Annotated in this window: 21 protein-coding genes and 1 pseudogene; 9 read left to right on the top strand and 13 right to left on the bottom strand. The window is 50.7% G+C overall.

What is annotated here, in order from left to right; all coding sequences use genetic code 11:
- Positions 1-33: 33 nt before the first annotated feature.
- Both ABXT40_RS07320 and speB read right to left on the bottom strand, forming a co-directional pair.
- Entirely contained in the window at positions 34-1,137 is a 1,104-nt protein-coding gene (locus ABXT40_RS07320) for an ABC transporter ATP-binding protein (protein WP_443644969.1), read from the bottom strand.
- Between the two features lie 195 nt (positions 1,138-1,332).
- A complete protein-coding gene (gene speB, locus ABXT40_RS07325; RefSeq protein WP_443646981.1) occupies positions 1,333-2,289 on the bottom strand; it encodes an agmatinase in 957 nt (318 codons plus the stop codon).
- 200 nt (positions 2,290-2,489) lie between these two features.
- Between speB and ABXT40_RS07330 the strand changes: the two genes are divergently transcribed.
- From ABXT40_RS07330 to ABXT40_RS07340, 3 genes are read left to right on the top strand one after another with little or no spacing between them, the layout of a single operon-like run.
- Complete coding sequence (locus tag ABXT40_RS07330; RefSeq protein WP_443644970.1) at positions 2,490-3,659, top strand: diaminopropionate ammonia-lyase; 1,170 nt, start codon at positions 2,490-2,492, stop codon at positions 3,657-3,659.
- Positions 3,656-4,867, top strand: coding sequence for a M24 family metallopeptidase (locus ABXT40_RS07335; RefSeq protein WP_443644971.1), 1,212 nt, complete (start codon positions 3,656-3,658; stop codon positions 4,865-4,867). Before ABXT40_RS07330 ends, ABXT40_RS07335 begins: the two co-directional genes overlap by 4 nt.
- Positions 4,868-4,886: 19 nt before the next feature.
- The gene (locus ABXT40_RS07340; RefSeq protein WP_443644972.1) at positions 4,887-5,714 is read left to right on the top strand and encodes a maleate cis-trans isomerase family protein; all 828 of its coding nucleotides are present in this window, start codon (positions 4,887-4,889) and stop codon (positions 5,712-5,714) included.
- On the opposite strand, the gene ABXT40_RS07345 is transcribed toward ABXT40_RS07340, so the two are convergent.
- The 3 genes from ABXT40_RS07345 to ABXT40_RS07355 form a co-directional block, all read right to left on the bottom strand.
- Complete coding sequence (locus tag ABXT40_RS07345; RefSeq protein WP_443644973.1) at positions 5,697-6,845, bottom strand: alpha-hydroxy acid oxidase; 1,149 nt, start codon at positions 6,843-6,845, stop codon at positions 5,697-5,699. The genes ABXT40_RS07340 and ABXT40_RS07345 overlap by 18 nt on opposite strands.
- 89 nt (positions 6,846-6,934) lie before the next feature.
- Complete coding sequence (locus tag ABXT40_RS07350; RefSeq protein ID WP_443644974.1) at positions 6,935-8,578, bottom strand: ABC transporter permease; 1,644 nt, start codon at positions 8,576-8,578, stop codon at positions 6,935-6,937.
- A complete protein-coding gene (locus ABXT40_RS07355; protein ID WP_443644975.1) occupies positions 8,572-9,618 on the bottom strand; it encodes an extracellular solute-binding protein in 1,047 nt (348 codons plus the stop codon). The genes ABXT40_RS07350 and ABXT40_RS07355 overlap by 7 nt, the downstream gene beginning before the upstream one ends.
- A 267-nt stretch (positions 9,619-9,885) precedes the next feature.
- Between ABXT40_RS07355 and ABXT40_RS07360 the strand changes: the two genes are divergently transcribed.
- Together ABXT40_RS07360 and ABXT40_RS07365 are read left to right on the top strand one after the other, a co-directional pair.
- A complete protein-coding gene (locus ABXT40_RS07360) occupies positions 9,886-10,584 on the top strand; it encodes a YjbE family putative metal transport protein (protein ID WP_443644976.1) in 699 nt (232 codons plus the stop codon).
- A gap of 105 nt (positions 10,585-10,689) precedes the next feature.
- The gene (locus ABXT40_RS07365) at positions 10,690-11,586 is read left to right on the top strand and encodes a DUF1932 domain-containing protein (protein ID WP_443644977.1); all 897 of its coding nucleotides are present in this window, start codon (positions 10,690-10,692) and stop codon (positions 11,584-11,586) included.
- 20 nt (positions 11,587-11,606) lie between these two features.
- On the opposite strand, the gene ABXT40_RS07370 is transcribed toward ABXT40_RS07365, so the two are convergent.
- The 8 genes and pseudogenes from ABXT40_RS07370 to ABXT40_RS07405 all read right to left on the bottom strand — a co-directional run bounded on the left by ABXT40_RS07370 (position 11,607) and on the right by ABXT40_RS07405 (position 21,615).
- Positions 11,607-12,524 (bottom strand): DMT family transporter, encoded by a 918-nt coding sequence (locus ABXT40_RS07370; protein WP_443644978.1) that lies wholly within the window; start codon positions 12,522-12,524, stop codon positions 11,607-11,609.
- Positions 12,525-12,586: 62 nt separating this feature from the next.
- Positions 12,587-13,765: a MalY/PatB family protein gene (locus ABXT40_RS07375; protein WP_443644979.1), complete on the bottom strand. Its 1,179-nt coding sequence runs from the start codon at positions 13,763-13,765 to the stop codon at positions 12,587-12,589.
- Positions 13,766-13,972: 207 nt separating this feature from the next.
- Positions 13,973-15,631, bottom strand: a complete 1,659-nt coding sequence (locus ABXT40_RS07380) for a thiamine pyrophosphate-dependent enzyme (RefSeq protein ID WP_443646982.1) — start codon at positions 15,629-15,631, stop codon at positions 13,973-13,975.
- Between the two features lie 80 nt (positions 15,632-15,711).
- The gene (locus ABXT40_RS07385; protein WP_443644980.1) at positions 15,712-16,902 is read right to left on the bottom strand and encodes an amino acid aminotransferase; all 1,191 of its coding nucleotides are present in this window, start codon (positions 16,900-16,902) and stop codon (positions 15,712-15,714) included.
- A 143-nt stretch (positions 16,903-17,045) separates the two neighbouring features.
- Positions 17,046-18,948: pseudogene (locus ABXT40_RS07390) on the bottom strand (propionyl-CoA synthetase).
- Between the two features lie 80 nt (positions 18,949-19,028).
- Entirely contained in the window at positions 19,029-19,382 is a 354-nt protein-coding gene (locus tag ABXT40_RS07395) for a hypothetical protein (RefSeq protein ID WP_443644981.1), read from the bottom strand.
- Positions 19,383-19,523: 141 nt separating this feature from the next.
- Positions 19,524-21,386 (bottom strand): sodium:solute symporter family protein, encoded by a 1,863-nt coding sequence (locus ABXT40_RS07400; protein WP_443644982.1) that lies wholly within the window; start codon positions 21,384-21,386, stop codon positions 19,524-19,526.
- On the bottom strand, positions 21,358-21,615 hold the full coding sequence (locus ABXT40_RS07405) for a DUF4212 domain-containing protein (protein WP_443644983.1): 258 nt from the start codon (positions 21,613-21,615) through the stop codon (positions 21,358-21,360). The genes ABXT40_RS07400 and ABXT40_RS07405 overlap by 29 nt, the downstream gene beginning before the upstream one ends.
- Before the next feature lie 206 nt (positions 21,616-21,821).
- Here ABXT40_RS07405 and ABXT40_RS07410 point away from each other — a divergent pair, with 206 nt between their 5' ends.
- From ABXT40_RS07410 to ABXT40_RS07425, 4 genes are all read left to right on the top strand, one after another.
- The gene (locus ABXT40_RS07410) at positions 21,822-22,472 is read left to right on the top strand and encodes a hypothetical protein (protein WP_443644984.1); all 651 of its coding nucleotides are present in this window, start codon (positions 21,822-21,824) and stop codon (positions 22,470-22,472) included.
- Positions 22,473-22,493: 21 nt separating this feature from the next.
- Positions 22,494-22,886, top strand: coding sequence for a rhodanese-like domain-containing protein (locus ABXT40_RS07415; RefSeq protein ID WP_443644985.1), 393 nt, complete (start codon positions 22,494-22,496; stop codon positions 22,884-22,886).
- A gap of 123 nt (positions 22,887-23,009) precedes the next feature.
- Positions 23,010-24,422: an acylating sulfoacetaldehyde dehydrogenase gene (gene sauS / locus ABXT40_RS07420; protein WP_443644986.1), complete on the top strand. Its 1,413-nt coding sequence runs from the start codon at positions 23,010-23,012 to the stop codon at positions 24,420-24,422.
- A 3-nt stretch (positions 24,423-24,425) separates the two neighbouring features.
- Positions 24,426-25,967, top strand: a complete 1,542-nt coding sequence (locus ABXT40_RS07425; protein WP_443644987.1) for an AMP-binding protein — start codon at positions 24,426-24,428, stop codon at positions 25,965-25,967.
- Positions 25,968-26,067: the final 100 nt, after the last annotated feature.

Raw genomic sequence — 26,067 nt, forward strand, 5'->3', positions numbered from 1 at the left:
CAAGTAGCGAGCCATCTTTGACTGTTAGCATAGTCAAACTGGTTCATTAAAATCAAGCGCCCGGCAATCATCGTTCTTCCAGCCAATTTGCGACAATGCTCCAATTTCCAGACCAAGTTGACCCGAAGTGTTTGGAACTTTGACAATGAACTGATCATCGCCAGCCACGCTCATCCGGCAGCGGATGTGATCTCCAAGATATATTAATTCTTCGATGCGTGCATCAAGTGAGCTTGTCCCAGCAGATTTTTTCGCCGTGACGATACAGCGTTCCGGACGAACAGATAAGGTTGTTCGGCTGCCAACAGCACCAACATTCACCGCAAGCGCTTTGACAACATCTCCTGCGTCCAGCTTGACCGTTGCAATGTTTTTGCTGACCGACTGAACCGTGCCTAGCATTTGATTATTCTCGCCGATAAACTGGGCCACAAACGCATTTTCCGGCTTTTCATAAAGCGTAACTGGATCAGCAAGCTGTTGGATAATGCCATCATCAAAAACCGCAATCCGGTTTGACATGGTCAAGGCTTCAGACTGGTCATGCGTTACATAGACAACCGTCACCCCAAGATTTTCATGAATATGCTTGATTTCATACTGCATATGTTCGCGAAGCTGTTTGTCGAGCGCACCAAGCGGTTCATCCATCAAAACCAGTTCAGGATTAAACACCAATGCCCGGGCCAGCGCGATCCGCTGTTGCTGTCCACCCGACAATTGCGCCGGTTTCCGATCGATAAAGGCAAGCATCTGAACCATGTCCAGCACTGCGCGAACTTTGTCTTCGACTTCGGCCGTTGGCATATTGCGCACTTTCAGCGGAAAAGCCAAATTTTCACCCACCGTCATATGCGGGAACAGGGCGTAATTTTGAAACACCATGCCAATGCCGCGCTTATGCGGCGGAATGTTATTGATTGGGCGGCCGCCTAGCTCAATATCACCATGCGTTGCCGTTTCAAAACCGGCAAGCATCATCAGACAGGTTGTCTTGCCTGACCCTGACGGACCCAACATTGTTAAAAATTCGCCAGATGCGATATCTAGGTTTAGATTTTTAACGACAAGCGTTTCGCCGTCATAGCTCTTTTGGACCCCTTTGAAGCTGACGAATGGGTCGTTGGCTTGCACCATTTTATCCTACCTAGTTTTTGTTTTAATCTTATTTTTTTGTCACGTTGCAATGCTATCTATTTAGCGAATATTGAGTCGAAACAACGACGCTAACTAAAACACCGAAGGATATGATTTGCAACAAGTTCTGAACATTTAGAAAATTTTTATGCCAACTTCTATTTAGCCGACTATTTTTGCGTCAATTGCACCCTGCTAGCGCCGGTTATGGTGGATTCTGCCAATTAGGTTTAACAAGATTTGCGCCGCTAATGTTGTCGTGCTGCCACTATGGTCATAATCAGGTGCCACCTCAACAAGATCAACACCGATGATAGTTCCGCGCTTGGTCAAACCATCCAGAAATTCCAGGATCTCATAATAGAAAAACCCACCATGTGACGGCGTCCCCGTCCCCGGGGCAACCGATGGATCAAACCCGTCAATATCAATCGTCACGTAATAGCGACCACCAGCGGGAATCCGATCAAGCATGCCAGCAACACCCAATTTGCGGAATTGACGAACCGACTGAATATCAGACCCCATTTTGCGGGCATCGTCATAACCGTCCTTTGCCGTTGACGACACATTGCGGATACCAATCTGCGACAGGCCAGTCACATAGGGTTTTTCGGCAGCACGGCGCATTGGATTGCCATGTCCAAATTTGACCCCGTGCCGTTCGTCAACGAAATCAAGGTGCGCGTCAATTTGCACAAGATGAAACGGCTCTTCATCGCTAAAGGCATTGATACAGGGAATATTGACCGAATGATCGCCGCCAAGAACCACCGGCACTGCGCCAGCGGCAAGAATGGCACGAACCCCCGCTTCAATATTGGCATGGCTTTTGATGGTATCCGTGTGAATGATATCGGCGTCACCAATATCAACAATCCGAACCTGATCGGCCTGAAGATATGTCACATCATCTTCATGGTCATAAGCACCCGCATGGCCAAACGAAAATAGCGTTGACGCTTCGCGGATACCGCGGGGACCAAATCTTGCACCAGCCCGAAATTGGGTGCCAAAATCAAACGGCACGCCAAGAATGGCAAAATCAGCATCAATTGACGACCAATCAGGTTGATAGGGATATTTGCCAAAGCTACATAATCCGACAAAGGGCAAATTCAAACGCCCTGTTTCATACCCATGTCCCGACATATCAAATCCCCCCATTGCCTGCGAGCCGCAAAAACCAGATCGCCAAACGCTAATCCAAGCCAGTTAATTCCGCAAGCTACCAGATCATTTTGCCCTTTACGGAAAGCACCACTTTAGCGCAAGGTTGAGACAATAAGGCATTGCGCTTCACGATTGGTTACGCTGGCCTGAAATGAGACAAAAGATACGGAGTAAAACGCATGCCGCTTGACCAACAGATATTTGCCAAATGCAAGATCGTAAAGGCCGTCACCAATCGTGGGCATCAACCATCTGCCTTTCCCAAATTTGATGATAATTTGAACAGCCGCAATATGGACAAGGCCTATGCCGCCATTTCGGCATGGCCGCATTATCACCCGACCCCGCTGATCTCACTTGATAAGCTTGCCGATTTCTGCGGCGTTGCTGCGGTCTATTATAAAGACGAATCACAACGTCTGGACCTGAAATCATTTAAAGCCCTTGGCGGTGCCTATGCTGTGGCCAAACTGGTTGCCAGTAAAAAAGCCGAAGATATTGATCCGGCCAGCATTACCGTGACAACCGCAACCGATGGCAATCATGGTCGTTCGGTTGCATGGGGCGCACAGCAGGCTGGCTGCCACGCCGAAATCTATATTCACGAACATGTCAGCCAAGAACGCGCCGATGCAATGGCGGCTTTTGGTGCCAAGATCAACCGGATTCCCGGCAATTATGAAGCCTCGCTTGCCGCCTGCAAAGATGATGCTGCGGCGCATGGATGGCATATTGTATCTGACACATCATGGGCTGGTTACCGCGAAATGCCGCTTGATATCATGGCGGGCTATAGCGTGATGGGGCGTGAGGCCATCGCACAAATGCAAGGCGCAGGCCCAAGCCATTGCTTCCTGCCAATCGGGGTTGGCGGCATGGCCGCTGGCATCGTTGCGCCAATTTGGCAGCATATGGGCGCCAATCTTGGCAAGATGATTGGCGTTGAATCCTATATGTCGGCCTGTTTTCTGGAAAGCATCGAAGCCCAAACACCAAGCCTTGTTGATATTAGCGAAGAAACGCTGATGGCGGGTTTGTCATGTGGCGAAATTTCCGATCTTGCGTGGCAGATTTTGCAGCCAAGTCTGGATCACTGCCTCTCCATCACCGATGACGCCATTGCGCCGCTGATGGCAGGGTTTGCCGATGGCGTCTTTGGCGGCGGCACAATTGAGGCTGGCGAATGTTCAACCGCCGGTCTTACCGCCTTGGTGGCAGCCAAAAAAGATCCAGCGCTTTGGCAAAAGCTTGGCTTTGGCCCCACTTCGGTCGTGCTCTTGATCGGTACGGAAGGCGCAACCGATCTCGGGCTTTATGACCGGCTTGTAACCGAAGGACGGCAGAAATGACAGCGCCGCAACGCGGCTTTGAGATTGCCGAATTCGCCAGCCGCTGCGCCAAGGCGCAACTGGCGATGGCGGCAGGTGATATTGGCGCGCTGTTATTAACAAACGAAGCCGATATCCGTTATTTTACCGGCTTTATGACCCAATTCTGGCAAAGCCCGACACGCCCTTGGTTCGTCTTAATTCCAGCAAGTGGCAAGCCAGTTGCCATCATCCCGTCAATTGGCGTGCCGCTGATGCGCGATTGCTATATTGGCGATTTACAATCATGGCCCTCACCCGCCGCCGATGATGACGGCATTTCCCTTCTGATCAGCGTGATCCGCAATCATCTTGGCGCGACAGGCCGTCTTGGCATGATGATGGGACGCGAAACCGCCATTCGCATGCCGTTTAATGACCTTCGCGCCCTGCAGGGTAGTTTGAACGATATTGCTTTTTGCGATATGACAAATGCGATCCAGCATATCCGCATGGTTAAATCACCTGCTGAACAGGCCAAACTAACGTATATCTGCCAACTCGTTTCGGGCGTTTTTGCCGATGTGCCACAATGGGTAAAAGCTGGTATGCCGCTTGATGATTTGTTTCGCCAGTTCAAAATAAAGGCGCTTACAGCCGGTGTTGATGATGTCAGCTATCTTGTTGGCAGCGCCGGCCCTGACGGTTATCAAGACATTATCGCCCCACCAAACAGCCGCCCGCTTGCCGCAGGTGATGTATTCATGCTTGATACCGGATGCGTTTGGGATGGCTATTTCAGTGACTTTGACCGCAATTTTGCCATACATCATGCCAGTGATGAAGCACATGAAACGCATCACCGGCTTTATGACGCAACCCAAGCGGCGATTGATATTCTGCGGCCGGGGGTTACGGCGGCTGATCTGTTTTTTGCAATGGATGCCATATTGCGCCCCGATCACCAAGGCAGCAGCCAGCATGAGCAGATTAGCGCCGTCAAAACCGGTGATGATGGCGTTGGCCGCTATGGACATGGGCTTGGCACACAATTGACCGAACCGCCATCGCATACCAATTGGGATCAAACCGTGATTACCGCAGGCATGACGCTAACGCTTGAACCATCAATTGGCTATGGCAATGGCCTAACGATGGTCGCCGAAGAAAACCTGCTCGTTCTCGAAGATCGGGTTGTGTTATTATCAACTCGCGCCTCACGCGACCTGCCAGTCATTCCGGCTTGGTAAGGCCAAAGGAGAAAATGTCATGACTGCGAATGTCACCACATTTAAAGATCGGACACCGCCCGAATTTACCCATGTTCCATTTCGCGTTGCCAGCGCTGCCGAAACCGCCGTCCAGATGGGGCTGGTCACGCTTGAAACTGATCTGACGATTGAAACCGAACTGCGTCATTTCATTGGCGACGCTGTTGGCACTGATGTCGGAAATGGACAGCCCCCCACCATTCTTCATAGCCGCATTGCCTGCGATGATCAGGTGACCGTCGAAAATCTTACCGCGATGAAAGAACGTTTTGCCGATGCGCTTGCGCTTTTTCCGCCAGGTTATCATTTCGACGTTATTGGCTATGGCTGCACATCGGCATCATTATTGATTGGCGAAGACACGGTTCAGGCCATTGTCAAATCGCATGTCGATGTTGATCATGTCACCACCCCTTTGACCGGCGCACGGCGGGCGCTAAAGGCAGTTGGAGCCAGAAACATTGGCTATCTCGCGCCTTACATCTCTGAAATATCGGAAAAAATGTGTTTTCTTCTTGAAGATGATGGATTTGAGATTGGCGCTGCCGCCACCTTTGGCGAAGGGCGTGATTCAATTGTTGGCTGTATTCACCCGCAATCAATATTAGATGCCATTGATGCAATCATCAGCAGTGCGACCATACCGCTTGACGCTATTTTCATTTCCTGTACGTCGCTGAAATGCGCACTCATTATCGCCATTGCCGAAGCGCAATATGGCATCCCGGTCATATCAAGCAATTCGGCAATTGCATGGGACATGGCGCGGCTTGCCCGCTTGGCCATGCCTGCAAATGAAAAAGGCTTGTTATTCCAGCAGGATTGACGAATCCACCTTGGCAAGATCGGACTGACCGCAAAGGCCAAGGGTAAGATCAAGTTCTTTGTGAATGATTTCCAAGGTTTGACGAACGCCCGCCTGACCTTTGGCGCCAAGCCCATAAAGAAATGCCCGCCCAATCATGGTACCTTTGGCACCAAGTGCGATGGCGCGAAGCACATCCTGACCCGATCTGATACCGCCATCCATCCAGACTTCGGCACGATCGCCAATCGCCTCGACGATGGCTGGTAAGGCGGTGATTGACGACATCGCGCCATCAAGCTGGCGGCCACCATGGTTCGACACGACAATTGCATCAGCCCCGACATTCACCGCAGCAAGCGCATCTTCGACATCCAGAATGCCCTTGATGATCAATTTTCCGCCCCATTGTTTGCGGATCGCGGCAACATCATCCCATGACAGTGACGGGTCGAATTGGCTGACCGTCCAATCGGCGAGCGACGACATATCCTTGACGCCTTTTACATGGCCTACAATATTGCCGAATTGCCACCGTTTCGTGCCAAGCATGCCAAGACACCAAGCAGGCTTTTGCATAAGGTTCAGAATATTGCGAAAGGTTGGTTTTGGCGGCGCACTTAGGCCATTTCGAACATCTTTATGACGCTGGCCCATCAATTGCAGATCAAGCGTGACCATCAAGGCCGAACAATTGGCATCGCGTGCGCGCTCGATCAGGCGCGAAACAAAATCACGGTCTCGCATTACATAAAGCTGAAACCAGAAAGGCGTCGGGCTGTGTTCGGCAACATCCTCGATTGAACAGATCGACATGGTCGATAAGGTGAAGGGCACACCAAATTCGGCAGCGGCTTTGGCTGCCAGAATTTCACCATCGGCGTGCTGCATGCCTGTCAAACCAGTTGGTGCCAACGCCACCGGCATTGGCAGCTTTTGCCCAAGCATCGACATTTCCGTGGTGCGGTTACTGACATCAAGCGCAACCCGCTGGCGAAACTTGATCGCGGCAAGATCACTCTCATTGGCACGATAGGTCGATTCGGTCCATGACCCGCTATCGGCGTAATCATAAAACATCCGCGGCACCCGCCGCTTTGCCAATTTTTGTAAATCTTCGATACAGGCAATCGCTGTCATCACACGCCTCATCAAACTTAACGGAAATAAAACCATGCTTTACAGCATGGCGTGGTGAATCTCAACCAATGCTTCGCGCCATGGTAGCCAAGAATAGAGCCCTAGCGATACCGGCGCAGCATCGCACTCATTAAAATCACCGGCACCAGCCCCGACAGAACGATCATCAAAGCTGGCAACGCCGCCATTTCAAGCATTTCATCCTTGGCAAATTGATAGGTATAAGTTGCCAAAGTATCGAAATTAAATGGCCGCAACAGCAAGGTCATCGGCAATTCTTTCATTACATCGACAAAAACCAGCATCATACCCGCCAGAAACGAGCTTTTCAGCAATGGCATAATCACCCGCCGGATCGAATCCATATAGCCTTGTCCCAAAACCCGGCTGGCGTTCATCATATTGGCCGGAAGCCGCCTGACACCCGAAATCATCGCGCCATATCCAACCGCCTGAAACCGAACGATATAGGCCAGAAACAAAACGCCAATGCTGGTAATCAAAATGCCCTGAAATTGCGCGCCGAAAACTGCCGCAATTGCGCGATCAAGCTGGCCGGTAAAAATCAACACACCAATCGCCAGAATCGTGCCAGGAAACGCATAGCCAGTCGAGGCGAATAACGCCATTTTCCGGGTTTTTGACCCAGCGCGGAACGTCGCCGTGACGACAATAAAGGCCGATAAAACCATGATCACCACAGCCGCAATCGCCGCGACGATCAGCGTATTGCCAACAATGCCCCGAATGGCCAGAAAATCAGCCAGCAAATCATTGGTGGCGACAAGACCCAGAAGCACGCCAACAGGAATGAAAAACCCAAATAACAACGGAATGACACAAACCGCCCAACAAGCCAAAATCCCTGCTTTTGTTGGCACCAGCATCGCAAGTGGTGTTTGGTTACGGCTGCTGCTGACATATTGCTGGCGTGATCGGGCATAAAGTTCCAGCCCCAAAAGCGCCAGAATAAAGCCAAAACCCACAATCGAAATTTGCGCCGCCGCGACAAGGTTGTTCATCCCCAGCCAGACATTAAAAATGCCCAAAGTGATTGTCTCGATGGCAAAAAACTCAACCGTGCCAAAATCAGACATCACTTCCATCATAACAAGCGCAAGACCGGCCATAATCGCCGGACGCGCCAAGGGCAGGCCAACCTGCCAGAATTGCGACCGGTTATGCACGAGCGCAATTTCAAACAGGCTTGCCGGTGTCAATCGAAAGGCAATCCGCGTCACCATATAAATATAGGGATATAAAACCGACGCCATGACCAGAATGGCACCACCAAGAGAGCGGATTTCAGGAAACCAGTAATCGCGCGGGCTTTGCCAGTCAAACAAATGACGAAGCGCCGATTGAAGCGGGCCGGCATATTCAAAAAACTCGGTATAGCTATAGGCAATGATATAGGCCGGAATTGCCGCAGGCAGCAAAAGCATCCATTCCAAAATGCGGCGACCGGCAAAATCATAACGGCTGACAACCCATGCCGAACTGACGCCAAACCCAATCGCAACAACACCAACACCTGCCATCAAAATCAATGTATTGCTGATATAGCGACCAAGAACCGTATCATAAAGATGCGACCATAACCCGCCACTATCACCAAATGCCGCCACAAGAACCGCCAGCACCGGCCCCAGAATCAGACCACACAGCAGAATGACGCCGACCGACCACCGATCAACCGGCTGGCGCTGTGCGCGGGCAAAATTTGATAGAAAGGTCGCTACCATCCGACGCGGTCAATAATCATCTGCGCCTTGGGTGCCAGCGCTGCCAGCCGTTCAATCGGCAAATTATCCGGCTTGAAACGTCCCCAGCTTGCCAACTCTCCATTCACCGAAACCGCCGGATTGACAGGATATTCGAAATTGATCTCACCATAAAGATGTTGGGCTTTTTCTTCGGTCAGAAATTCAAGAAAGGCAATGGCCGCCGCTTTGTTTTTCGCATGTTTGGCAACACCACCACCCGAAATATTCATATGATTGCCGCGGTTGGACTGATTGGTAAAAACCAGTCGGATGGCTTGTGCCCATTCTTTTTGATCAGCCTTGTCGCCAAATTTCATATTGCCGTAATAATAGCTATTCATGATCGCAACATCGCAAAGCCCCTGAAAAATTGCTTTGGCTTGACTGCGATCATTGCCTTGTGGTTTACGTGCCAGATTGTCAACAACACCACGTGCCCATGTTTCGGTTGCCGCCACACCATGCGCCGCAATCATTGATGCCACTAAGGCGCGGTTATAATCATGGCTGCCAGCACGGCTGCAAATACGGCCCTTCCATTCTGGTTTCGCCAAATCTTCAAGATCAAGAACAGCCCCTTCGGCGACGCGCGTTTTTGACGTCACCAAAATACGCGCACGCTCTGAAAACCCAAACCAACGGTTATCTTCCGATCGCAGCCGCGACGGTATATTGGCGCGCAAAATTGACGAATCAACCGGCGCCAACAAATCCAAACCGGCATATTCGGATAGCCGCGCAATATCAACGGTCAAAATCACATCGGCAGGGCTTGCTGGCCCTTCGGCTTTCAAACGCTGCGCCAATCCCTTTGACGAATAGACAACATTGGTTTCAATGCCAGTTTTGGCCGTAAAGGCGTCGAGAAATGGCTGAATTAAAACCTGCTGCCGGTGCGAATAGATATTGATCTTTTCAGCCGCAAAGCCAACTGATGTCAACGCGGTAATGGCCGTAAAAACGGCGGCCGCTAAATAGTGGCGCGTCAGTTTTAAACGAGGAAAAGCAAAGCGTGTCATTTTCATATCCTATCGATCCAGAACGTTTCGTATACAGCAAATAATCATGCTTTATCACCAGTAAATCGCACATTTGACTTATCTATCAGCAAAGGCTTACTTGAGAATGATTATCAAACTCAAAAAGCAGCCGCAAGTCTTTTTTTGCGAATCATTCTCAAATGTGAATTTCATAATTTTTTCGATTGCAAATTATGCTGGCTGGGCTATCACCTGTTGGCCGTTCGGTAGCGAAGATGCAACCCCACAAAACATGAGGACGACGACATGGATATCATGATGGGAATGAGCACGGATGCGTTTCTAATTGCGCTTGTACAAATTATCGCAATCGACATTGTTCTTGGTGGCGATAACGCCATCATCATCGCCCTTGCCTGCCGGAATCTACCCCCAAAACAAAAACGTCTTGGTATCATTTGGGGCACTGCTGGAGCCATTATCTTGCGGGTCATTCTGGTGTTTTTTGCCAGCGCTCTTATGACAACGCCAGGTTTACGGCTTGTTGGCGGGTTGTTGCTGTTATGGATTGGAGTGAAATTGCTAACCGATCAGGCCGATCATGATCTGGATGGTAAAATTGCCGAAAAAAGCAACCTTATGGGTGCAATCCAGACGATCATTGTTGCCGATTTTGTGATGAGTCTCGACAATGCCCTAGCGATTGCCGCCGCCGCCAAAGGAAGCATGTTTCTGGTGATTTTTGGATTGGTGCTTAGCGTGCCGATCATCATTGGCGGCAGCGCAATCATTTTGCGGATCATGGAACGTTTCCCCATCATTATCACACTCGGGGCTGGCCTGCTTGGCTGGCTTGGCGGCAGCTTGATTGCCAATGACAAGATCAATGCCAACATCATGCCAGAGGCAATCCTACAGGCCCCATGGATTGCCGCGATTGCCGGTGCCGCCTTTGTGGCTGGGCTTGGCACTTTGCTGGCAGCGCGTAAAAAAGCGGGCAGCTAGATATCGCGCAACTATTTTTCAACTAACGCATGCTAATTGATTGGCATGAGGCAAAATCTTGCTAGTCTCATTCTACCGGAATCATTTTATTATGGCAGCGTTACTATGACCCAACAAAACACTCCCAAAATTGCCGTTATCGGATTTGGCGAAGCTGGATCTTGCCTATGCCAAGGCTGGGGGCGCATTGACGTTCGCGCCTTTGACATCAAACAGATTAGCGACAGCGACATCGCTGCCGACAAAACCCGTCAGATGCAGGATGCGGGGGTTATCATTGGCGATGATGCGGCAAGCACGGTTCACGAAGTCGATATGATTTTCAGCACGGTCACTGCCGATCAGGCACATGCTGCCGCACGCGCCGTCGCCGCGGGCATCGGGCAAGGTGCCTATTTCTTTGACCTGAACAGCTGCGCCCCCTCAACCAAGCAAAAGAATGCGGCAATCATTACCGAGGCTGGCGGGCATTATGTCGATGTCGCGGTTATGGCCACCATCACCCCAAAATATCACCAGACCGCAATGTTGGTTGCCGGTGAACATGCCGAAGCCGCCATTGCACTGATGCTAGCGTTAGACATGAAGCCGGTTCACGTCCCCGGGCCAGTTGGCCGGGCCTCGACGATCAAAATGATCCGTTCGGTTCTGGTCAAGGGAATCGAAGCATTGACGGCTGAATGTTTCAGCGCCGCCACAATTGCTGGCGTTGCCGATGAGGTGGCCGCCTCGCTTGACGCATCACAAACCAAAGATGGATGGAAAGACCAAGCTGCCTATAATATGGAGCGCATGACAACGCATGGCATCCGGCGTGCTGCCGAAATGCGCGAAGTGGCAATCACCCTTGCCGATCTGAATATCGCTGGCAGAATGACCGCTGGCACGATTGCGTGGCAGGATCAGCTTGGCAATCTTGGCCTGTCATTGCTTGATACCGAAGGTCTTGAACCACGCTTGAATGCCATTCACACGGCATTGGACGCCCAAAAGGGCGATTAGGCAGCGCACCTTTCTCGTCTCTAGGCCGGTTTTGCCGCCCTTACCGCTTTGCCTTCATAAAAACCGATAAACACGCCCGTTGTCAGAATGGCACCAACGCCGATCCATTGCGTTGAAGATAATGTTTCGCCAAGCCAAAAAGCCGCCGAAACCGCCGCCACCAAAGCCTCGGACAGCATCAAAATGCCAACAAGACCGGGCGAGACATATTGCATGATGCGGAAAATCAGCAAGACCGACGGTAAGAACACCACCACCGACGCCAGAAAGGCCGGTGGAATGGCCTGCAGAAACGCATTGAGCTGCGGTATGGGATCGCCAAGATAAAGCGCGGCAAGCAGCGCCATGATGCCGCCAGATAGATATTGTAGGAAACTGACAGTGACAAAATTCAACCCGTCATAGCGGCGGATCATAACTGACCCCAACGCCCAGAACAGCCCTGACAAAAGCCCCAATAAATCCGTTGGATCAAAGCGCAATTCATCGCGGTTGACCCCTGTCACAAGGGCGCAGCCCACAAGCGCCGCGGCAATGGCAAGCCACCGCCCCCATCCAGCGCGCTCGCGAAGCACAAAATAGGCAATCACCGTTGACCAGATTGGCGTCATGTAAAACAAAATCACCGTTTTCGTGACCGACGCCACAACAAGCCCTAGTGCATAAAGCGCAAAACCTGCCCCCATCAAGGCACCGGCAACAGCCGCCCGCCCCCAATCACGACCTGATGATGGCGCGGTTCTGACAATCAGCGGCAGCATCGCCAAGGCGGGTAGGAAATGGAACAGCACCACCACCCACAATCCGGACAGCCCCATCGCTTCGATATGGCGCATCGGCACCCATAAGACGCCCCAAAAAGACGAAGCGAGAAAAATGATCAACAATGCATGACGTTGTTCATATTCCCGTGTGAACAGCGATAGAAACCAGATCATGAATTACCTTTTCGGACGGGCCTGCATAAATTCAGCATGAACAGCACGCCCCCTTGACCACTCTATTGAAGATCTGAAAAGGCGTTTTTAAGCCGTTTTGCCGCCTCGATCACAAGAGCACGCCGGCAGGCAATATTGAACCGTAAAAAACTGTCACCACCAACGCCAAAACTATTGCCATGATTAACCGCTATCTGCGCCTGCTGTTCAACACGGCGGGTGAATTCGGCACGATCCATACCGGTATCGGCAAAATCAACCCAGCAAAGATAAGTGGCCTCGATCGGCATTGATTTTACCCCCGGAATTGACGCCATCGCTTCATCAAGAATGCGTTTATTTTCCGCCAGATAATCAAGCAGCGCATCAAGCCATTCATCGCCATGATCCCATGCGGCGGTACACATCAACATGCCAATCCGGTTAAAAGACATTCCCGCAGCACCATGCGCCACCCGCGCCAAACGCGAACGCAAGGCGTCATCGGCAACAACCATGCTACCAATCATACAGCCAGCAAGATTAAAGGTCTTGGTTGTTGCCACAAGCGTGACAAGCCGGTGCCGAATTGATGGCACTATATTGGCGAGGACATGATGCTTGTTACCTTTGTAAACAAGGTCATTATGCACCTCATCACTGATGAGCGTCAGATCATGCGTCTCGCAGAAATCAGCTAGCTGTTGCAATTCGTCAGACGACCAAACCCTGCCACCGGGATTATGCGGCGAGCAAAATAGGACAATTTTTTCATCACCGGTCAGGCTGGTCGCAAGCGCGTCCAAATCCATATGATAGCGACCATCGCGCTGGATCAGTGGCGATTCAACAAGCCGGCGATCAGTGCCTTCGATGATCCGCGCAAAGGCATGATAAACCGGCGCAAAGACGATTACCCCATCACCTGGCGCACTATAGGCATTCAGGCAAAGGCTGATGGCATTGCCAAGACCATGCGCATTAATGATCCAGTCAGGCTCAACATCCCATTGATGGCGGCGCTTCATCCAGCCGATCAAGGCCGCGCGATATTCACTGTCATCGCCAAAATAACCATGAACACCGTGATCTAAAGCAGCAACCAAGGCCAATTGCACCGCAGGTGGGGCGCGGAAATCCATATCGGCAACCCACATTGGAATGCCGGTTTTAGGCGACACGCCATATTTCGATTCCATCGTATCCCATTTCGATGAATGCGTTCCAACGCGGTCGATGATCTCGTCAAAATCAAAAGACATTATGCTGCCTCTCCTACCAGTTCTCCACATGCCACTGTGCCAAACAGGTTTTATCTATAGGGTGCGTTTCAGTTATTTGCCAAGCCGAATAAGTGACCAAGACGAATAAGCGACCAAGACGTGTCAAAGATCAAGCCAAATCAATAGCTGGCAAAACCGCCCAGCACCCGCACGCCCAACGCCCGCACGCCTAACATCCGTGCAAGCCTATGGTTTGGCGCGGCGAAGATCGTCAATGGTTTGCCGCGGGGTAATGGCTTCGGTCGAAATAACAAGATCAAGAACCGCCCCCGTATCCGACGCCAAGGCACGCGCAAAAGCATCAGCAAAATCAGCGGTTTCTTCAACACGCTCACCATAAAATCCATAGGCCTTGGCAAGCGTCACAAAATCCGGATTCGCAAGTTCGGTTCCTGATACGCGTTCAGGATAATGGCGTTCTTGGTGCATTCGGATTGTGCCATAGGTACCGTTATTCACAATCAATATCACTGGCTGCAAACCGGCTTGCATTGCCGATCCAAGTTCATTACCATTCATCTGGAAATCGCCGTCACCAGCAAAACACAGAACAAAGCGTTTTGGGTCATGCGCCTTGGCCGCAATCGCCGCTGGCACACCATAACCCATAGCCCCGCTTTGCGGTGCCAAAAGTCTTGATTTCGGGCCAAATTTCAGAAATTTATTTGGCCAGATCGCAAAATTACCAGCGCCATTCGTGATGATCGCATCATCAGGAATAACATCGCGGATATGCGCCATTACATCGCCCATATCAAGGCTGCCCGGCTGGGGTTTGACGCTATAGCTAGCATCATAGGCGGCCTTAGCGGCTGCAACCCAGTCACGTCTGCCATCATCATGTTTCAGGCTGATGTTTGACAGGGCTGCCGCCATTGCATTTGGCGTTGCCTGAAGCGGCAAATCGGCCGCATAAATCTTGCCAAGTTCATCATCGGACGGATGGCAATGAACCAGCTTTGCCTTCATATTGGGGCAATCAAACAGGCTATAACCATCGGTCGTACATTCGCCAAAACGAACATTGATTGCCAAAATCAGATCGGCTTCACCAATCAAGTTTTTGATATAGCCAAGTACGCCAACACCGGCATCACCAACATAGGACGGATGGTAATTATCGCAGATGTCGTGAAAACGGAACGCCGCGACAAGCGGCAGATGATTTGCACCAGCAAAATATTCCAGCTGGCGTGCAGCTTCAATTGACCAGCCAGAGCCACCATAGAGAACCAGCGGGCGCTTGGCCGCATTTAACAGGCTGGACAGCTGGTCAATCTGTTTGGCCGAAATGTCTGGGGCGGGAATATTTACCGGCGCACAGGTCTTTGCGGAAACCGGCGCGGCGAGCATATCTTCAGGAAGCGCAACCACAACCGGGCCGGGCCTGCCGCTAAGCGCCGTTGTCCATGCGCGCGACATGATTTCAGGAATGCGTTTTGCATCGTCAATTTCAACAACCCATTTGGCTACCTTGCCAAAATAATGTGAGTATTCAATTTCTTGGAAAGCTTCGCGGCCTTTCATGCCAACACCAACCTGCCCGACAAACACAATCATCGGGGTGGAATTCTGCATAGCGGTATGAATACCGATTGAGGCGTTGGTTGCTCCGGGGCCGCGTGTCACAAAACAAAGACCAGGGGTTCCGGTTAACTTTCCCCATGCTTCGGCCATATAGGCAGCGCCACCTTCATTGCGGCATAACATAAGGTCAAATTTACCCTTGCGGTCATACATCGCATCAAGAACGGCAAGATAGCTCTCGCCCGGGACGCCAAACCCCTTTGTGCCACCAAGGGCAATCAGGCAGTCCATAAGCAGACCGCCACCATTTTTTAACATAGAACCCATGGCAATATTCCTAGGAAAAACCAACAAGATGGCAATGGAAGCGCATTAAAACACCGCCACGCGATCAAAGCTTAGGAAACTGCGGCAACCTTCGCAACTGCAATAGCGAATGGCAGGTGACGTTTTCCAGCCAAACCAGCAATATTAATACGGCTATCACCGACAAGATACATGCCATGATCTTCGCGAAGTGACAGCACCTGTTCGGCATTCAGCCCAAGGCGCGAAAACATGCCACGATGATGCGCGATAAAATCGAAATGATCCGAATTGCATTGCTGACGAAGCGCATTGGCCAAATCTTGACGGATGGTCAGCATGGTCATGCGCATCTGTTCAAGTTCGGCCATCCATTCGGCGCGCAAATCGGCATCAGCCAAAATCATACCGACCACTGCGGCGCCATGATCGGGCGCAAATGAATAGTTCAACCGGTTCAAAACCGCCAAATTACCCTGCACCAATTCGGCAGTGCTGGCATCTTTGGCAATTATCATGGCAATGCCGACACGGTCACGATACAGGCCGAAATTCTTTGAACATGATGCTGCAATAAACATTTCCGGCACGCGCGATGCCATATAGCGGAGCGGTGCCGCATCTTGATCCAGCCCATCACCAAATCCCTGATAGGCAATATCAATAAAGGGCATAGCGCCTTTTTCAATAACCAGATCGGTAATGGCTTTCCATGTGTCTATATCGATATTTGCGCCGGTTGGATTATGACAGCAGCCATGAAGAAGCAGCAAATCGCCAGCTTTCAAATCTTGAAACGACGCCATCATCGCGGCGGTATCAACAAGCCGTGTTTCATTGTCAAAATAAGAATAGCCGCGGATTTTGAAACCCATATGCGTTGCCATGCTCATATGCGATGGCCAGCTAGGATCACTAATCCAGATCGTGCAATCGGGGTTCAAAACCTTCATCGATTCGAAAATCTGCCGGATTGCGCCAGTTCCGCCCGGGGTCTGCAAAGTGGCAACCCGATCGGCGGCAACAGCATCGCCAAGAACAAGATCGCGCATTTGATCACGGAAAAGCTCGGCACCGGCAAGCGATACATAGGCTTTTGAATTCTGTTCTTGCAGCAGGCGTGCCTCAGCCTTTTTCACCGATGACATAACCGGCGTTATGCCATTGTCATCTTTGTAGACGCCAACCCCAAGATCGATTTTTTCAGTACGTGGATCGGCTTGAAATATTTTGGAAAGACCCAAAATCGGATCGGCTTTGGCAGGCTGGAATTTTTCAAACATGCTGGTTTCTCTAGCAATAGATGGCAGTGGGTTTGTTTAAGGCAAATCTAGCGGGTAACGCAACGATTTTTACCGCGCAATTCATTTTCATCGGTATTTTCATTGCCGCCGCCAGTTTTTTCATACAAATCCGGCGCAAATAATCAGCTTTTACCGCCAGCATAGCCAATCAATTGCAAGGCTGTTTTGATTTCATCCAGAATCACCGGATCATCGATGGTGGCTGGCATATTCCAGGTTTCACCATCGGCAATTTTGGCCATCGTGCCGCGCAGAACCTTACCCGACCGTGTTTTTGGCAGGCGTTCAATCACCGCAATCAAATTAAAGGATGACACCCTACCAACCCGTTCTTTCACAAGCGTAATCGCTTCGGCCATAATATCATCTTGCAGCCGGTTACAATTCGGATAAAGACAGATCAGGCCAAGCGGCAATTGCCCTTTCAATTGATCGGCAACACCAATAACGGCACATTCAGCAATATCAGGATGATCGGCAAGCACTTCTTCAAGCTGGCCGGTTGATAGCCGGTGGCCAGCAACATTAATCACATCATCAGTACGCGCCATGATGTAGAGATAACCATCCTCATCGCAATAGCCAGCATCACCTGTTTCATAATAGCCCGGAAAGCTGGTGAGGTATTTTGCAACATAGGCGTCATCAGCCCCCCAGATTGTTGAAAGGCATGATGGCGGCAATGGCAATTTCACCGCAATTGCCCCAAGCTCACCCGCCGGCAACACCGCGCCATCAGCATCGAGAATATCAATTTCATAGCCGGGCATCGGCAATGATGGCGAGCCAAGCTTGACGGCAAGATGTTCAATCCCCAGCGGGTTGGCACAGATTGACCAGCCGGTTTCGGTTTGCCACCAATGGTCAATCACTGGCGCGCAAAGCTGGTTTTCAGCCCAGCTAATCGTATCCGGATCAGCACGTTCGCCAGCCAAAAACAGATATTTCAGACATGACGTATCATAATCTTTTAAAAACGCTCCATCAGGATCAGCGCGTTTAATCGCCCGAAAGGCAGTTGGCGCGGTGAATAATGCTTTGACCTTATGTTCGGAAATCACCCGCCAGAACACGCCAGCATCAGGCGTGCCAACCGGTTTGCCCTCAAATAAAATGCTGGTACAGCCAAAAAGCAACGGCGCATAGACGATATAGGAATGACCAACCACCCAGCCAATATCAGAAGCTGCCCAATAAACATCGCCCGGCCGCATATCGTAAATATGGCGCATCGACCAGTGAAGCGCGACAGCGTGACCGCCATTGTCACGAACCACACCTTTCGGCTGGCCGGTAGTCCCCGATGTATAAAGGATATAAAGAGGGTCAGTTGCCTTGACCGGAACCGGCAGCAATTCGGTTGCTGCATCAAGCGCCGCATTCCATTCCAGATCGCGCCCCACAACAAGGCTGGCCTCAAGCGCCTCACGCTGGACAATCACACAATGGTCAGGTTTGTGGTTTGCCGTTTCGATGGCACCATCAAGAAGCGGCTTATATTCGACAATACGCCCGGGTTCATGGCCACAAGAAGCGCTGATCATCACTTTTGGCGTGCAATCATCAATGCGTTTGGCAAGTTCGGCAGCGGCAAAGCCACCAAACACAACCGAGTGAATGGCACCAAGCCGCGCACAACCAAGCATGGCCACCACAGCTTGCGGGATCATTGGCATATAGATGATGACGCGATCACCTTTTTCCACACCAAGACCAGCAAGCATACCGGCAAATTTTGCCGTTTGCTGTTGTAATTCGGCATAGGTTAGGGTCGATTTATGGCCGGTGATGGGCGAGTCTATAAATAATTGCCTTTTGGTCGCCGCGTCCGGCCAGAACATGGCGATCAACAGCGTTGAAACAGCTATTCATCTCACCATCGGGAAACCAGCGGTAAAACGGCGGATTGCGGTCATCGAGACCGGTTTTTGGTGCCTTTACCCAATCAATCGCCGTCGCCGCATCAAGCCAGAATCCAGCCTTGTCCATAGTTGCATCGCGATAAATTTGCGCATAGCTATTCATTGACCGTTCCTTGTTCATACCCAGACTTAAGCCCTGATTGTCATTGCCATATGATCATTGTTCAATTGCGCCTGCTGTCACTAGCGGAAAATCTGCCCCAAATCATAAACAATCTTTGCAGCTTCCGATTCGAGCGGGAATGACAACATTCCCATCACATCATAGCCAAGAAACAATGGCATTATATAAAACCGGATCATAAACAAGAACCAAGCCACATAAAGCGGTTTCAGCCGATCAACCAAAAAGCCCGGCGTTAAGAACGACATTGCCCTGATCATCGGTTCAGTAAATTTCATAAAGGCGCGCATGAAAAAGAAATCGGAATCTTCATTCAAAAAAATCGTCATTCCAAAGCGACCAATCAAGGTCCACATCGCGGCCCCTAACGTGTAGTCGAGCAACAGCACGCCCCAGCTAATTCCGCTATCCATAATCCCCCCCCCAAATCACGCATCGATATATTTGTCATCAATCTTTGAAGTTTTTGTTAATCGAATTTTACAAAAAAAGTGGAGCAGGAGATAGCCCCTGCTCCACCAAATTTGATTTAGAGTCCCATTGGGCCTTAAGCCTTAGCTGTTTTGAACAACTTCGCCCTTTGGAATACGGATCGAGTCAACCATCTTCATGGTTTCCTCATCTGGCGCCTCAGTGGCCTTTGACACAACGACCATCAAGATCAAGCTGACTGGCATACCAATCATACCAAACCGAAGGTGATCAATGCCAAGCCAAGGATCCATGCCAGCAAACTTGACAGCGTAGAGATAAGCGGTTCCTGAAGCGAGACCACCAATCATGCCAGCGATCGCACCAGCGCGGTTTGCACGTTTCCACCAAATTCCAAGCACCAATGGGAAAAACAAACCTGAATTTGCAAAGCAGAATGCCCAAGCAACTGCTCCCAGAATTCCGGTTAGCTTTTGCGCCGCAACATAGGCACCCGCAGCACCGATTGCCAAAAGCAATACCCTCGCCACAACGAGTCGCTTCCCAGTGTCAGCTTTTGGATCGATGATCTTGTAGTAAAGGTCATGTGACAAAGCGTTCGCAATCGCCAAAAGCAATCCATCGGCGGTTGACATAGCAGCCGCAAGACCACCGGCAGCAACCAGACCAGAAATCACATAAGGCAGGCCAGCAATTTCAGGCGTCGCCAAAACAACAATTTGGCCATTCATGAAAAACTCTTGCAACTGCAACAAGCCATCACCGTTGCCGTCCACCAGCTTCAAGAAGCCAGCACTGGTCCATTTCTGAACCCACTCAAGAGACTGAGCATCAGCAAAAGATTTACCGATAATACCAGTCGCCAAATTAGGATCGAGCAATGAGAGCTTGGTAAAGGTCGCCAATGCAGGTGCGGTTAGATACAACAGGCAAATAAATACCAATGACCAGCCAACCGACTGGCGTGCAGCCTTGACCGAAGCGGTAGTGAAATAACGCATCAAAACATGCGGCAGTGAGGCTGTTCCCAACATCATACAGAGTACCAAAGTGAAGAACTTCCACTTTGCCATCAATGTATCGCTGGCATCATTAATACCAACGCTGAGGGCCTTTAGCTTGCCTGCAGCAGCTTGAGCTGCTGGATCAACCGCAGCACCAAGGTTGTGGAGCTGCTCTAACTCTTGAACAGCTAAAACTGCGTCAAATTGAGATAGATGCGGTATCATTCCGTAGCCAAGTTTGTTCGACATCCAAAACACCGGGATCAAGTAGGCAACAATCAACACGATATATTGAGCTACCTGCGTCCAAGTCACCGCACGCATCCCGCCAAGCATTGAACAGGCCAAGATACCGGACAACCCTACCCAAACACCCCATTCAAATGGGATATCCAGCATCCGAGCTGCAACCGTACCCGTGCCGTTAATCTGGGCAGTCACATAAGTAAAGGAAGCCATAACAAGAACAATTACTGCACAGAAACGTGCAAGATTACCGCCGTAACGCGTGCCAATAAAATCAGGCACCGTGTAACAGCCAAACTTTCGCAAATATGGTGCGATCAAGCTTGCAACCAATACATAACCACCGGTCCAGCCAACAAGGAACGCCATGTAAGGATAGCCGTTCATGTAAATGCCACCGGCCATCGCGATAAATGAAGCACCTGACATCCAGTCAGCAGCAGTTGCCATGCCGTTATAAACTGCAGGAACTTCACGTCCTGCAACATAGTATTGCCCCGACTCCATGGTCCGGGACAAAATGCCAATCAAGGCATAAATAGCGATGGTAAATCCAACAAACATCCAGCCAATTTTTTCAGCGCTGACACCTGCTTGTTCTAGAATTGCCATGATAATTACAAAGCCGAGGAAGCCCAGTGTATAGACCCCATAGACTCTGCCTAGGTTTTTTATAAATCCACCTTCAAGTCTCATAACAGCACTCCTAATCTTCTGAAACGCCGAATTCGTCATCAATCTGGCTTTGCTTTGTAACAAACCAGAAGACAAGAATTGCGAACGATATCTGAACTCCCATGCCGGCCGTAAAATAACCGCCCGGGAACGATCCAGCTGCGCCATTCAAGGCATCACCGAACCAGTGGATTATAAATGCTAAGAAAACCCAGATGGCCAGTGTCTTGAACAAAAGACTTTTCGTCCTGTCCCAATGACCCGGCGCGCTGGTAGATTGACTGCTCATAACAGCATCCTCCAATTTGCGTGATTTACCTCTCCAAGTAAAACACTTCCCCACGACCCTCGTTGTGCAAGACAAGTTCAAGCACCACATTCGGATCAAAAAGTTGCCACGGATTATTATTGTTGTTTACGCGACAATACACGCGCTAGATGTTAGTGAATAAAAGGTAAATGGCAACTAATAAAAGTATGAGTGTTTTGAAGCCAATGAAAGCCACCATCAAATCAATGCTGCGGACCATCGGACTCATTAAAGATCCGCCGCTTACAACACGGCAACAGCTGTTTGAATTTATTGACAGCCGCGCCGCATTTGTATCGCAGGTGACGCTATATACATACGTCAAAGCGCGTGCAGGCACCCGCTTTCCAAAATTATTCCAAAATGATGATTTTTTGACCTCTTTGCGCATTGCCCGCTGGCATGTCTATGGTGCCGCCATTTGCGATCTTGGCTTATTTGCCATTGCCCAGCTCAAGCGCGATGGCGGCTTAAACGACATGGCCGCGCAAGAACTTGCCATTGAAATGCTGGATGGCATTTTGCTGGATTACGATCAAAATGACATTGATCCAAAAGATTTTGCCGCGATGGGGGATACCGGCAAACAACGCGCCGCCTTTGCCAATTGGGATTTAATTGCTGATGGGCCAGCAGCCTTTCAATCGAGTTCGGATGCGGTTTTCCGCTGGGCACCAATTGCCGATGAGCTGAAAGATAATGATGAAGAAATTGTCCGCAATTCGATTCATCTTCGCTGGATTGGCGTTCGCCGTGATTTAAAGGAATTGATCAAACCTGCCCTTATACTGGCTGATTGGCATAAATCTGACCGCCCCAATCCGCCCTCAATCTAACCACAAACAAAAAGAGACAAAATGCCCGTTACCAAAACCGTGAAAATGCTTGTTGCCGAGGCAAAACAGCAAGCCAACAGCATCAGCCCAGCCGACGCGCATGACCGGCAGCAGGCAGGTGATGCCATTTTGATTGATATCCGGGATATTCGCGAATTACAGCGCGACGGCCGCATTGAGGGCGCATTTCACGCACCGCGCGGCATGCTGGAATTTTGGGCCGATCCCGACAGCCCCTATCACAAAGAGATTTTTGCGACCGAAGGCGAGCTTGTTTTATTTTGCGCCAGCAGTTGGCGGTCAGCACTTGCTGCCAAAACCCTGCAAGATATGGGACTCAGCAATATCCGCGACATGGATGGCGGCTTTACCGCATGGAAAACCGCAAGCCTGCCCTTCACCAAAGACGATTAATGCTGAACAGGCTGTTGCTGCGGCAATTTTGTAAAATTTGATATATTCTTCGGCCAGAATGATTGACAATCAAATGGCTGGAAGGCTAATTGCAAACAACTTTTTTTCGGTGGGAGTGTATAGATGACCGACGTAACGGCCGATATTGATGCCATGATCGCACGGGCGCGCAAAGCCCAGCAATCTTATGAAGCCAACGGAAGTCAGGAACGGTTTGACCGTGCCGCCGAAGCCGCCGCATGGGCGCTGATGGAACCAAGCCGCAATGCCGAGCTTGCCGCCTTTGCCGTTGCCGAAACCGGCCTTGGCAAAATTGCTGATAAAATCACCAAAAACCACAGGAAAACGCTTGGCCTGCTTCGCGACATCCACGGCAAAACCAGCTTTGGCCTGATCGATGATGATGCCCAATCTGGGGTTAGCGAATTTTTGCGGCCAAAAGGGGTCGTTGCAGCAATCGTACCGTCTACCAACCCGCTGGCAACCCCAATCAACAATGTCGTCAATGCTTTAAAAACCGGCAATGCCATCATTCTGGCACCGTCGCCGAAAGGTGCCGCGCCTTTGGCCAAGTTGCTGGAATATGTCTATGCCGAATTTGACCGAATTGGTCTTGATCATGATCTTGTGCAGATGGTGCCGAATCCGCCGTCAAAGGAAAAAACCGCACGGCTGATGCAAGGCGTCGATATGCTGGTTGTCACCGGCTCGCAAAGCAATGTCCGTTCGGCCTATTCATCCGGCACGCCTGCGCTTGGGGTTGGCATGGGCAATGTTGTGACAATCATTGACGAAACCGCCGATCTTGATGATGCTGCTGGCAAAATCGCCCGGTCAAAATGTTTCGATAACGCCACATCTTGTTCATCCGAAAATGCGGTAATTGTTGTCGATGCTGTTTATGACGCGTTTTTGCAGGCGATTGCCCGCGCTGGCGGCATGTGTCTTGACCAAGACCAGACAAATCACCTTATCAGCACGCATTGGCACGAAGGTCATTTGAACCGCAATATGCTTGCCAAGGATATTGACGCCGTTCTTGACACGCTTGGATTTGCTGATGCGGCACCCAAAGGCACGAAATTTCTTGTGGCACCAGCAACAGCCATTGGCCCGGACGCGCCAATTTCAGGTGAAAAAATGGCTTTATTCTTGGCACTGTACCGCGCATCTGATTTTGCGACGGCCAAGGAAATGGCGCGCGAAATTCACGCCTATCAGGGACGCGGCCATTCATTGGGGCTGCATAGTAACGATGATGACCGTGCGCGCGATTTGGCCATGGATATGCAGGCCTGCCGCATTATCGTCAATCAGGCGCATTGCTTTGCCACTGGCGGGTCATTCGACAATGGTCTTCCTTTCTCGCTGTCGATGGGTTGTGGGTCATGGGGTGGCAATTCGATTGATGACAATTTGAATTGGACGCATTTTGTCAATCATGTGCGGATTGCCCGACCGATTGCCTCCGTTGAGCCAACAGTTGACGAAATGTTTGCTGACTATTTCAAGGCCAGCAAACAGGCGGGCGTCTGAACCATGCCGGGCGCATCATCGTCTAACATTGCAGATCTGCTGAGCAACGCCGCATCTGCCGCACCCGATGCGATTTGGCTGACAACACCTGAAACGGAACAGGCCTTTAGCTGGCAGAACAGTCTTGACCGTGCCACCGAAATCGCCTGTTACCTTCAAGGTGCCGGCCTGTCAGATGGCGCGTCGGTTGCGATTGCGTCGGCAAATGGTGCCGCGGCCAGCTTTGCCTTTCTCGGCGCCGTGTTTGGAGGTTATCGCGCAACACCATTGAATTTGGTTGCAGGCGTCAAAACCCTTGGTTTTGTCTTGTCACATTCTAAAACCGAAATCATTCTTTGTGCCGATGATTGCAGGTCGATGGTTGAAGACGCCTTGGCAGCAATGTCTGAGGCGCCAAAAACCATGCCGCAGATTGTAAGCATGGATATCGACCAAGGCCCGCGCTGGGGTGAAACCGAAATCACCCCAATTGATAAGGCTGATTTGCGCCGCCCAAACGCCGGCAGTATTGGCCTTTTGATGTATACATCGGGAACCACCGGCGTGCCAAAAGGGGTTTTGCTGTCACATGCCAATTTGATTGCGGCGGGAAGCAATGTTTGCATGGCGCATAAGCTGAATAAAACCGATATTGGCATGTGTGTTTTGCCAATTTATCATATCAATGGCCTATGCGTAACCGTGATGGGAACCTTGGTATCAGCCAGCGGACTTGTGATGCCACGGCGCTTTTCGGCAACGCATTTCTGGGCGCAGATGAAGCAGTTTGATTGCAGCTGGTTCAGCGCCGTGCCAACGCTATTTGCCTATTTGCTGAATGATGAGAATGTTCCTGATCTTAACCGTGACCGGCTGCGCTTTTCGCGCTCAGCCTCGGCGCCACTGCCACCCGAAATTCACCGTCAATTTGAAAAGCGGTTCAATATTCCGATTATCGAAACGATGGGCCTAACCGAAACCGGCGCGCAAATCCTGTCGAATCCATTGCCACCGGGAGAGCGCAAAATTGGTTCACCCGGTATCGGCTATGGTAATGAAATCGCCATAGCTAGCCCTGATCTTTCGATTTTGGGGCCTGATATCGAAGGCGAAATTCTGGTTCGTGGCAGCAATGTCATGCAGGGCTATCTTGACCGGCCAGACGAAACCGCCAAAACCATCACGGCCGATGGCTGGCTTCGCACCGGCGATCTTGGGCGCATGGATCAAGATGGTTTCATCTTTGTTACTGGCCGGATCAAAGAGCTGATCATTAAAGGCGGGGAAAATATCGCACCGCGCGAAATTGACGAGGCCTTGCTGGAACATGACGCTGTTTTGGAGGCGGCTGCCTTTGCCCGCGAATGCAAGGATTACGGCCAGCGTGTCGAAGCCTGCGTTCGGCTAAAGGATGGCAAAACCATTTCAGAAGATGAATTGCTTGCCTTTTGCACAAGCCGGATCGGCACCTATAAGACACCTGATCATATTTATTTTCTGGACGATCTGCCAAAAGGCCCGTCAGGCAAGGTGCAACGCATGAAGCTTCTTGATTTGGTGTCTTAGATCACCCAATCACAGATCTCCACAAACCCCTTAGACGCCGATAATTTGCCAGTTTTGGTTCAGCCGTCGCATTGAAAAATGCGCGGTTTAAGCGCGCCAA

This window comes from Candidatus Ponderosibacter sp. Uisw_141_02 (assembly GCF_048087665.1).
Lineage (GTDB): Bacteria > Pseudomonadota > Alphaproteobacteria > Puniceispirillales > Puniceispirillaceae > UBA3439.

Coding starts and splice junctions, on each gene's coding strand:
- ABXT40_RS07385 (WP_443644980.1), bottom strand. CDS start 16,902: ATGTTTGAAAAATTCCAGCCTGCCAAAGCCGATCCGATTTTGGGTCTT.
- ABXT40_RS07330 (WP_443644970.1), top strand. CDS start 2,490: ATGCCGCTTGACCAACAGATATTTGCCAAATGCAAGATCGTAAAGGCC.
- ABXT40_RS07395 (WP_443644981.1), bottom strand. CDS start 19,382: ATGGATAGCGGAATTAGCTGGGGCGTGCTGTTGCTCGACTACACGTTA.
- ABXT40_RS07340 (WP_443644972.1), top strand. CDS start 4,887: ATGACTGCGAATGTCACCACATTTAAAGATCGGACACCGCCCGAATTT.
- ABXT40_RS07335 (WP_443644971.1), top strand. CDS start 3,656: ATGACAGCGCCGCAACGCGGCTTTGAGATTGCCGAATTCGCCAGCCGC.
- ABXT40_RS07365 (WP_443644977.1), top strand. CDS start 10,690: ATGACCCAACAAAACACTCCCAAAATTGCCGTTATCGGATTTGGCGAA.
- ABXT40_RS07410 (WP_443644984.1), top strand. CDS start 21,822: ATGAAAGCCACCATCAAATCAATGCTGCGGACCATCGGACTCATTAAA.
- ABXT40_RS07350 (WP_443644974.1), bottom strand. CDS start 8,578: ATGGTAGCGACCTTTCTATCAAATTTTGCCCGCGCACAGCGCCAGCCG.
- ABXT40_RS07400 (WP_443644982.1), bottom strand. CDS start 21,386: ATGACGAATTCGGCGTTTCAGAAGATTAGGAGTGCTGTTATGAGACTT.
- ABXT40_RS07375 (WP_443644979.1), bottom strand. CDS start 13,765: ATGTCTTTTGATTTTGACGAGATCATCGACCGCGTTGGAACGCATTCA.
- ABXT40_RS07425 (WP_443644987.1), top strand. CDS start 24,426: ATGCCGGGCGCATCATCGTCTAACATTGCAGATCTGCTGAGCAACGCC.
- ABXT40_RS07345 (WP_443644973.1), bottom strand. CDS start 6,845: ATGAGGCGTGTGATGACAGCGATTGCCTGTATCGAAGATTTACAAAAA.
- ABXT40_RS07415 (WP_443644985.1), top strand. CDS start 22,494: ATGCCCGTTACCAAAACCGTGAAAATGCTTGTTGCCGAGGCAAAACAG.
- ABXT40_RS07405 (WP_443644983.1), bottom strand. CDS start 21,615: ATGAGCAGTCAATCTACCAGCGCGCCGGGTCATTGGGACAGGACGAAA.
- sauS (WP_443644986.1), top strand. CDS start 23,010: ATGACCGACGTAACGGCCGATATTGATGCCATGATCGCACGGGCGCGC.
- speB (WP_443646981.1), bottom strand. CDS start 2,289: ATGTCGGGACATGGGTATGAAACAGGGCGTTTGAATTTGCCCTTTGTC.
- ABXT40_RS07370 (WP_443644978.1), bottom strand. CDS start 12,524: ATGATCTGGTTTCTATCGCTGTTCACACGGGAATATGAACAACGTCAT.
- ABXT40_RS07320 (WP_443644969.1), bottom strand. CDS start 1,137: ATGGTGCAAGCCAACGACCCATTCGTCAGCTTCAAAGGGGTCCAAAAG.
- ABXT40_RS07380 (WP_443646982.1), bottom strand. CDS start 15,631: ATGTTAAAAAATGGTGGCGGTCTGCTTATGGACTGCCTGATTGCCCTT.
- ABXT40_RS07360 (WP_443644976.1), top strand. CDS start 9,886: ATGGATATCATGATGGGAATGAGCACGGATGCGTTTCTAATTGCGCTT.
- ABXT40_RS07355 (WP_443644975.1), bottom strand. CDS start 9,618: ATGACACGCTTTGCTTTTCCTCGTTTAAAACTGACGCGCCACTATTTA.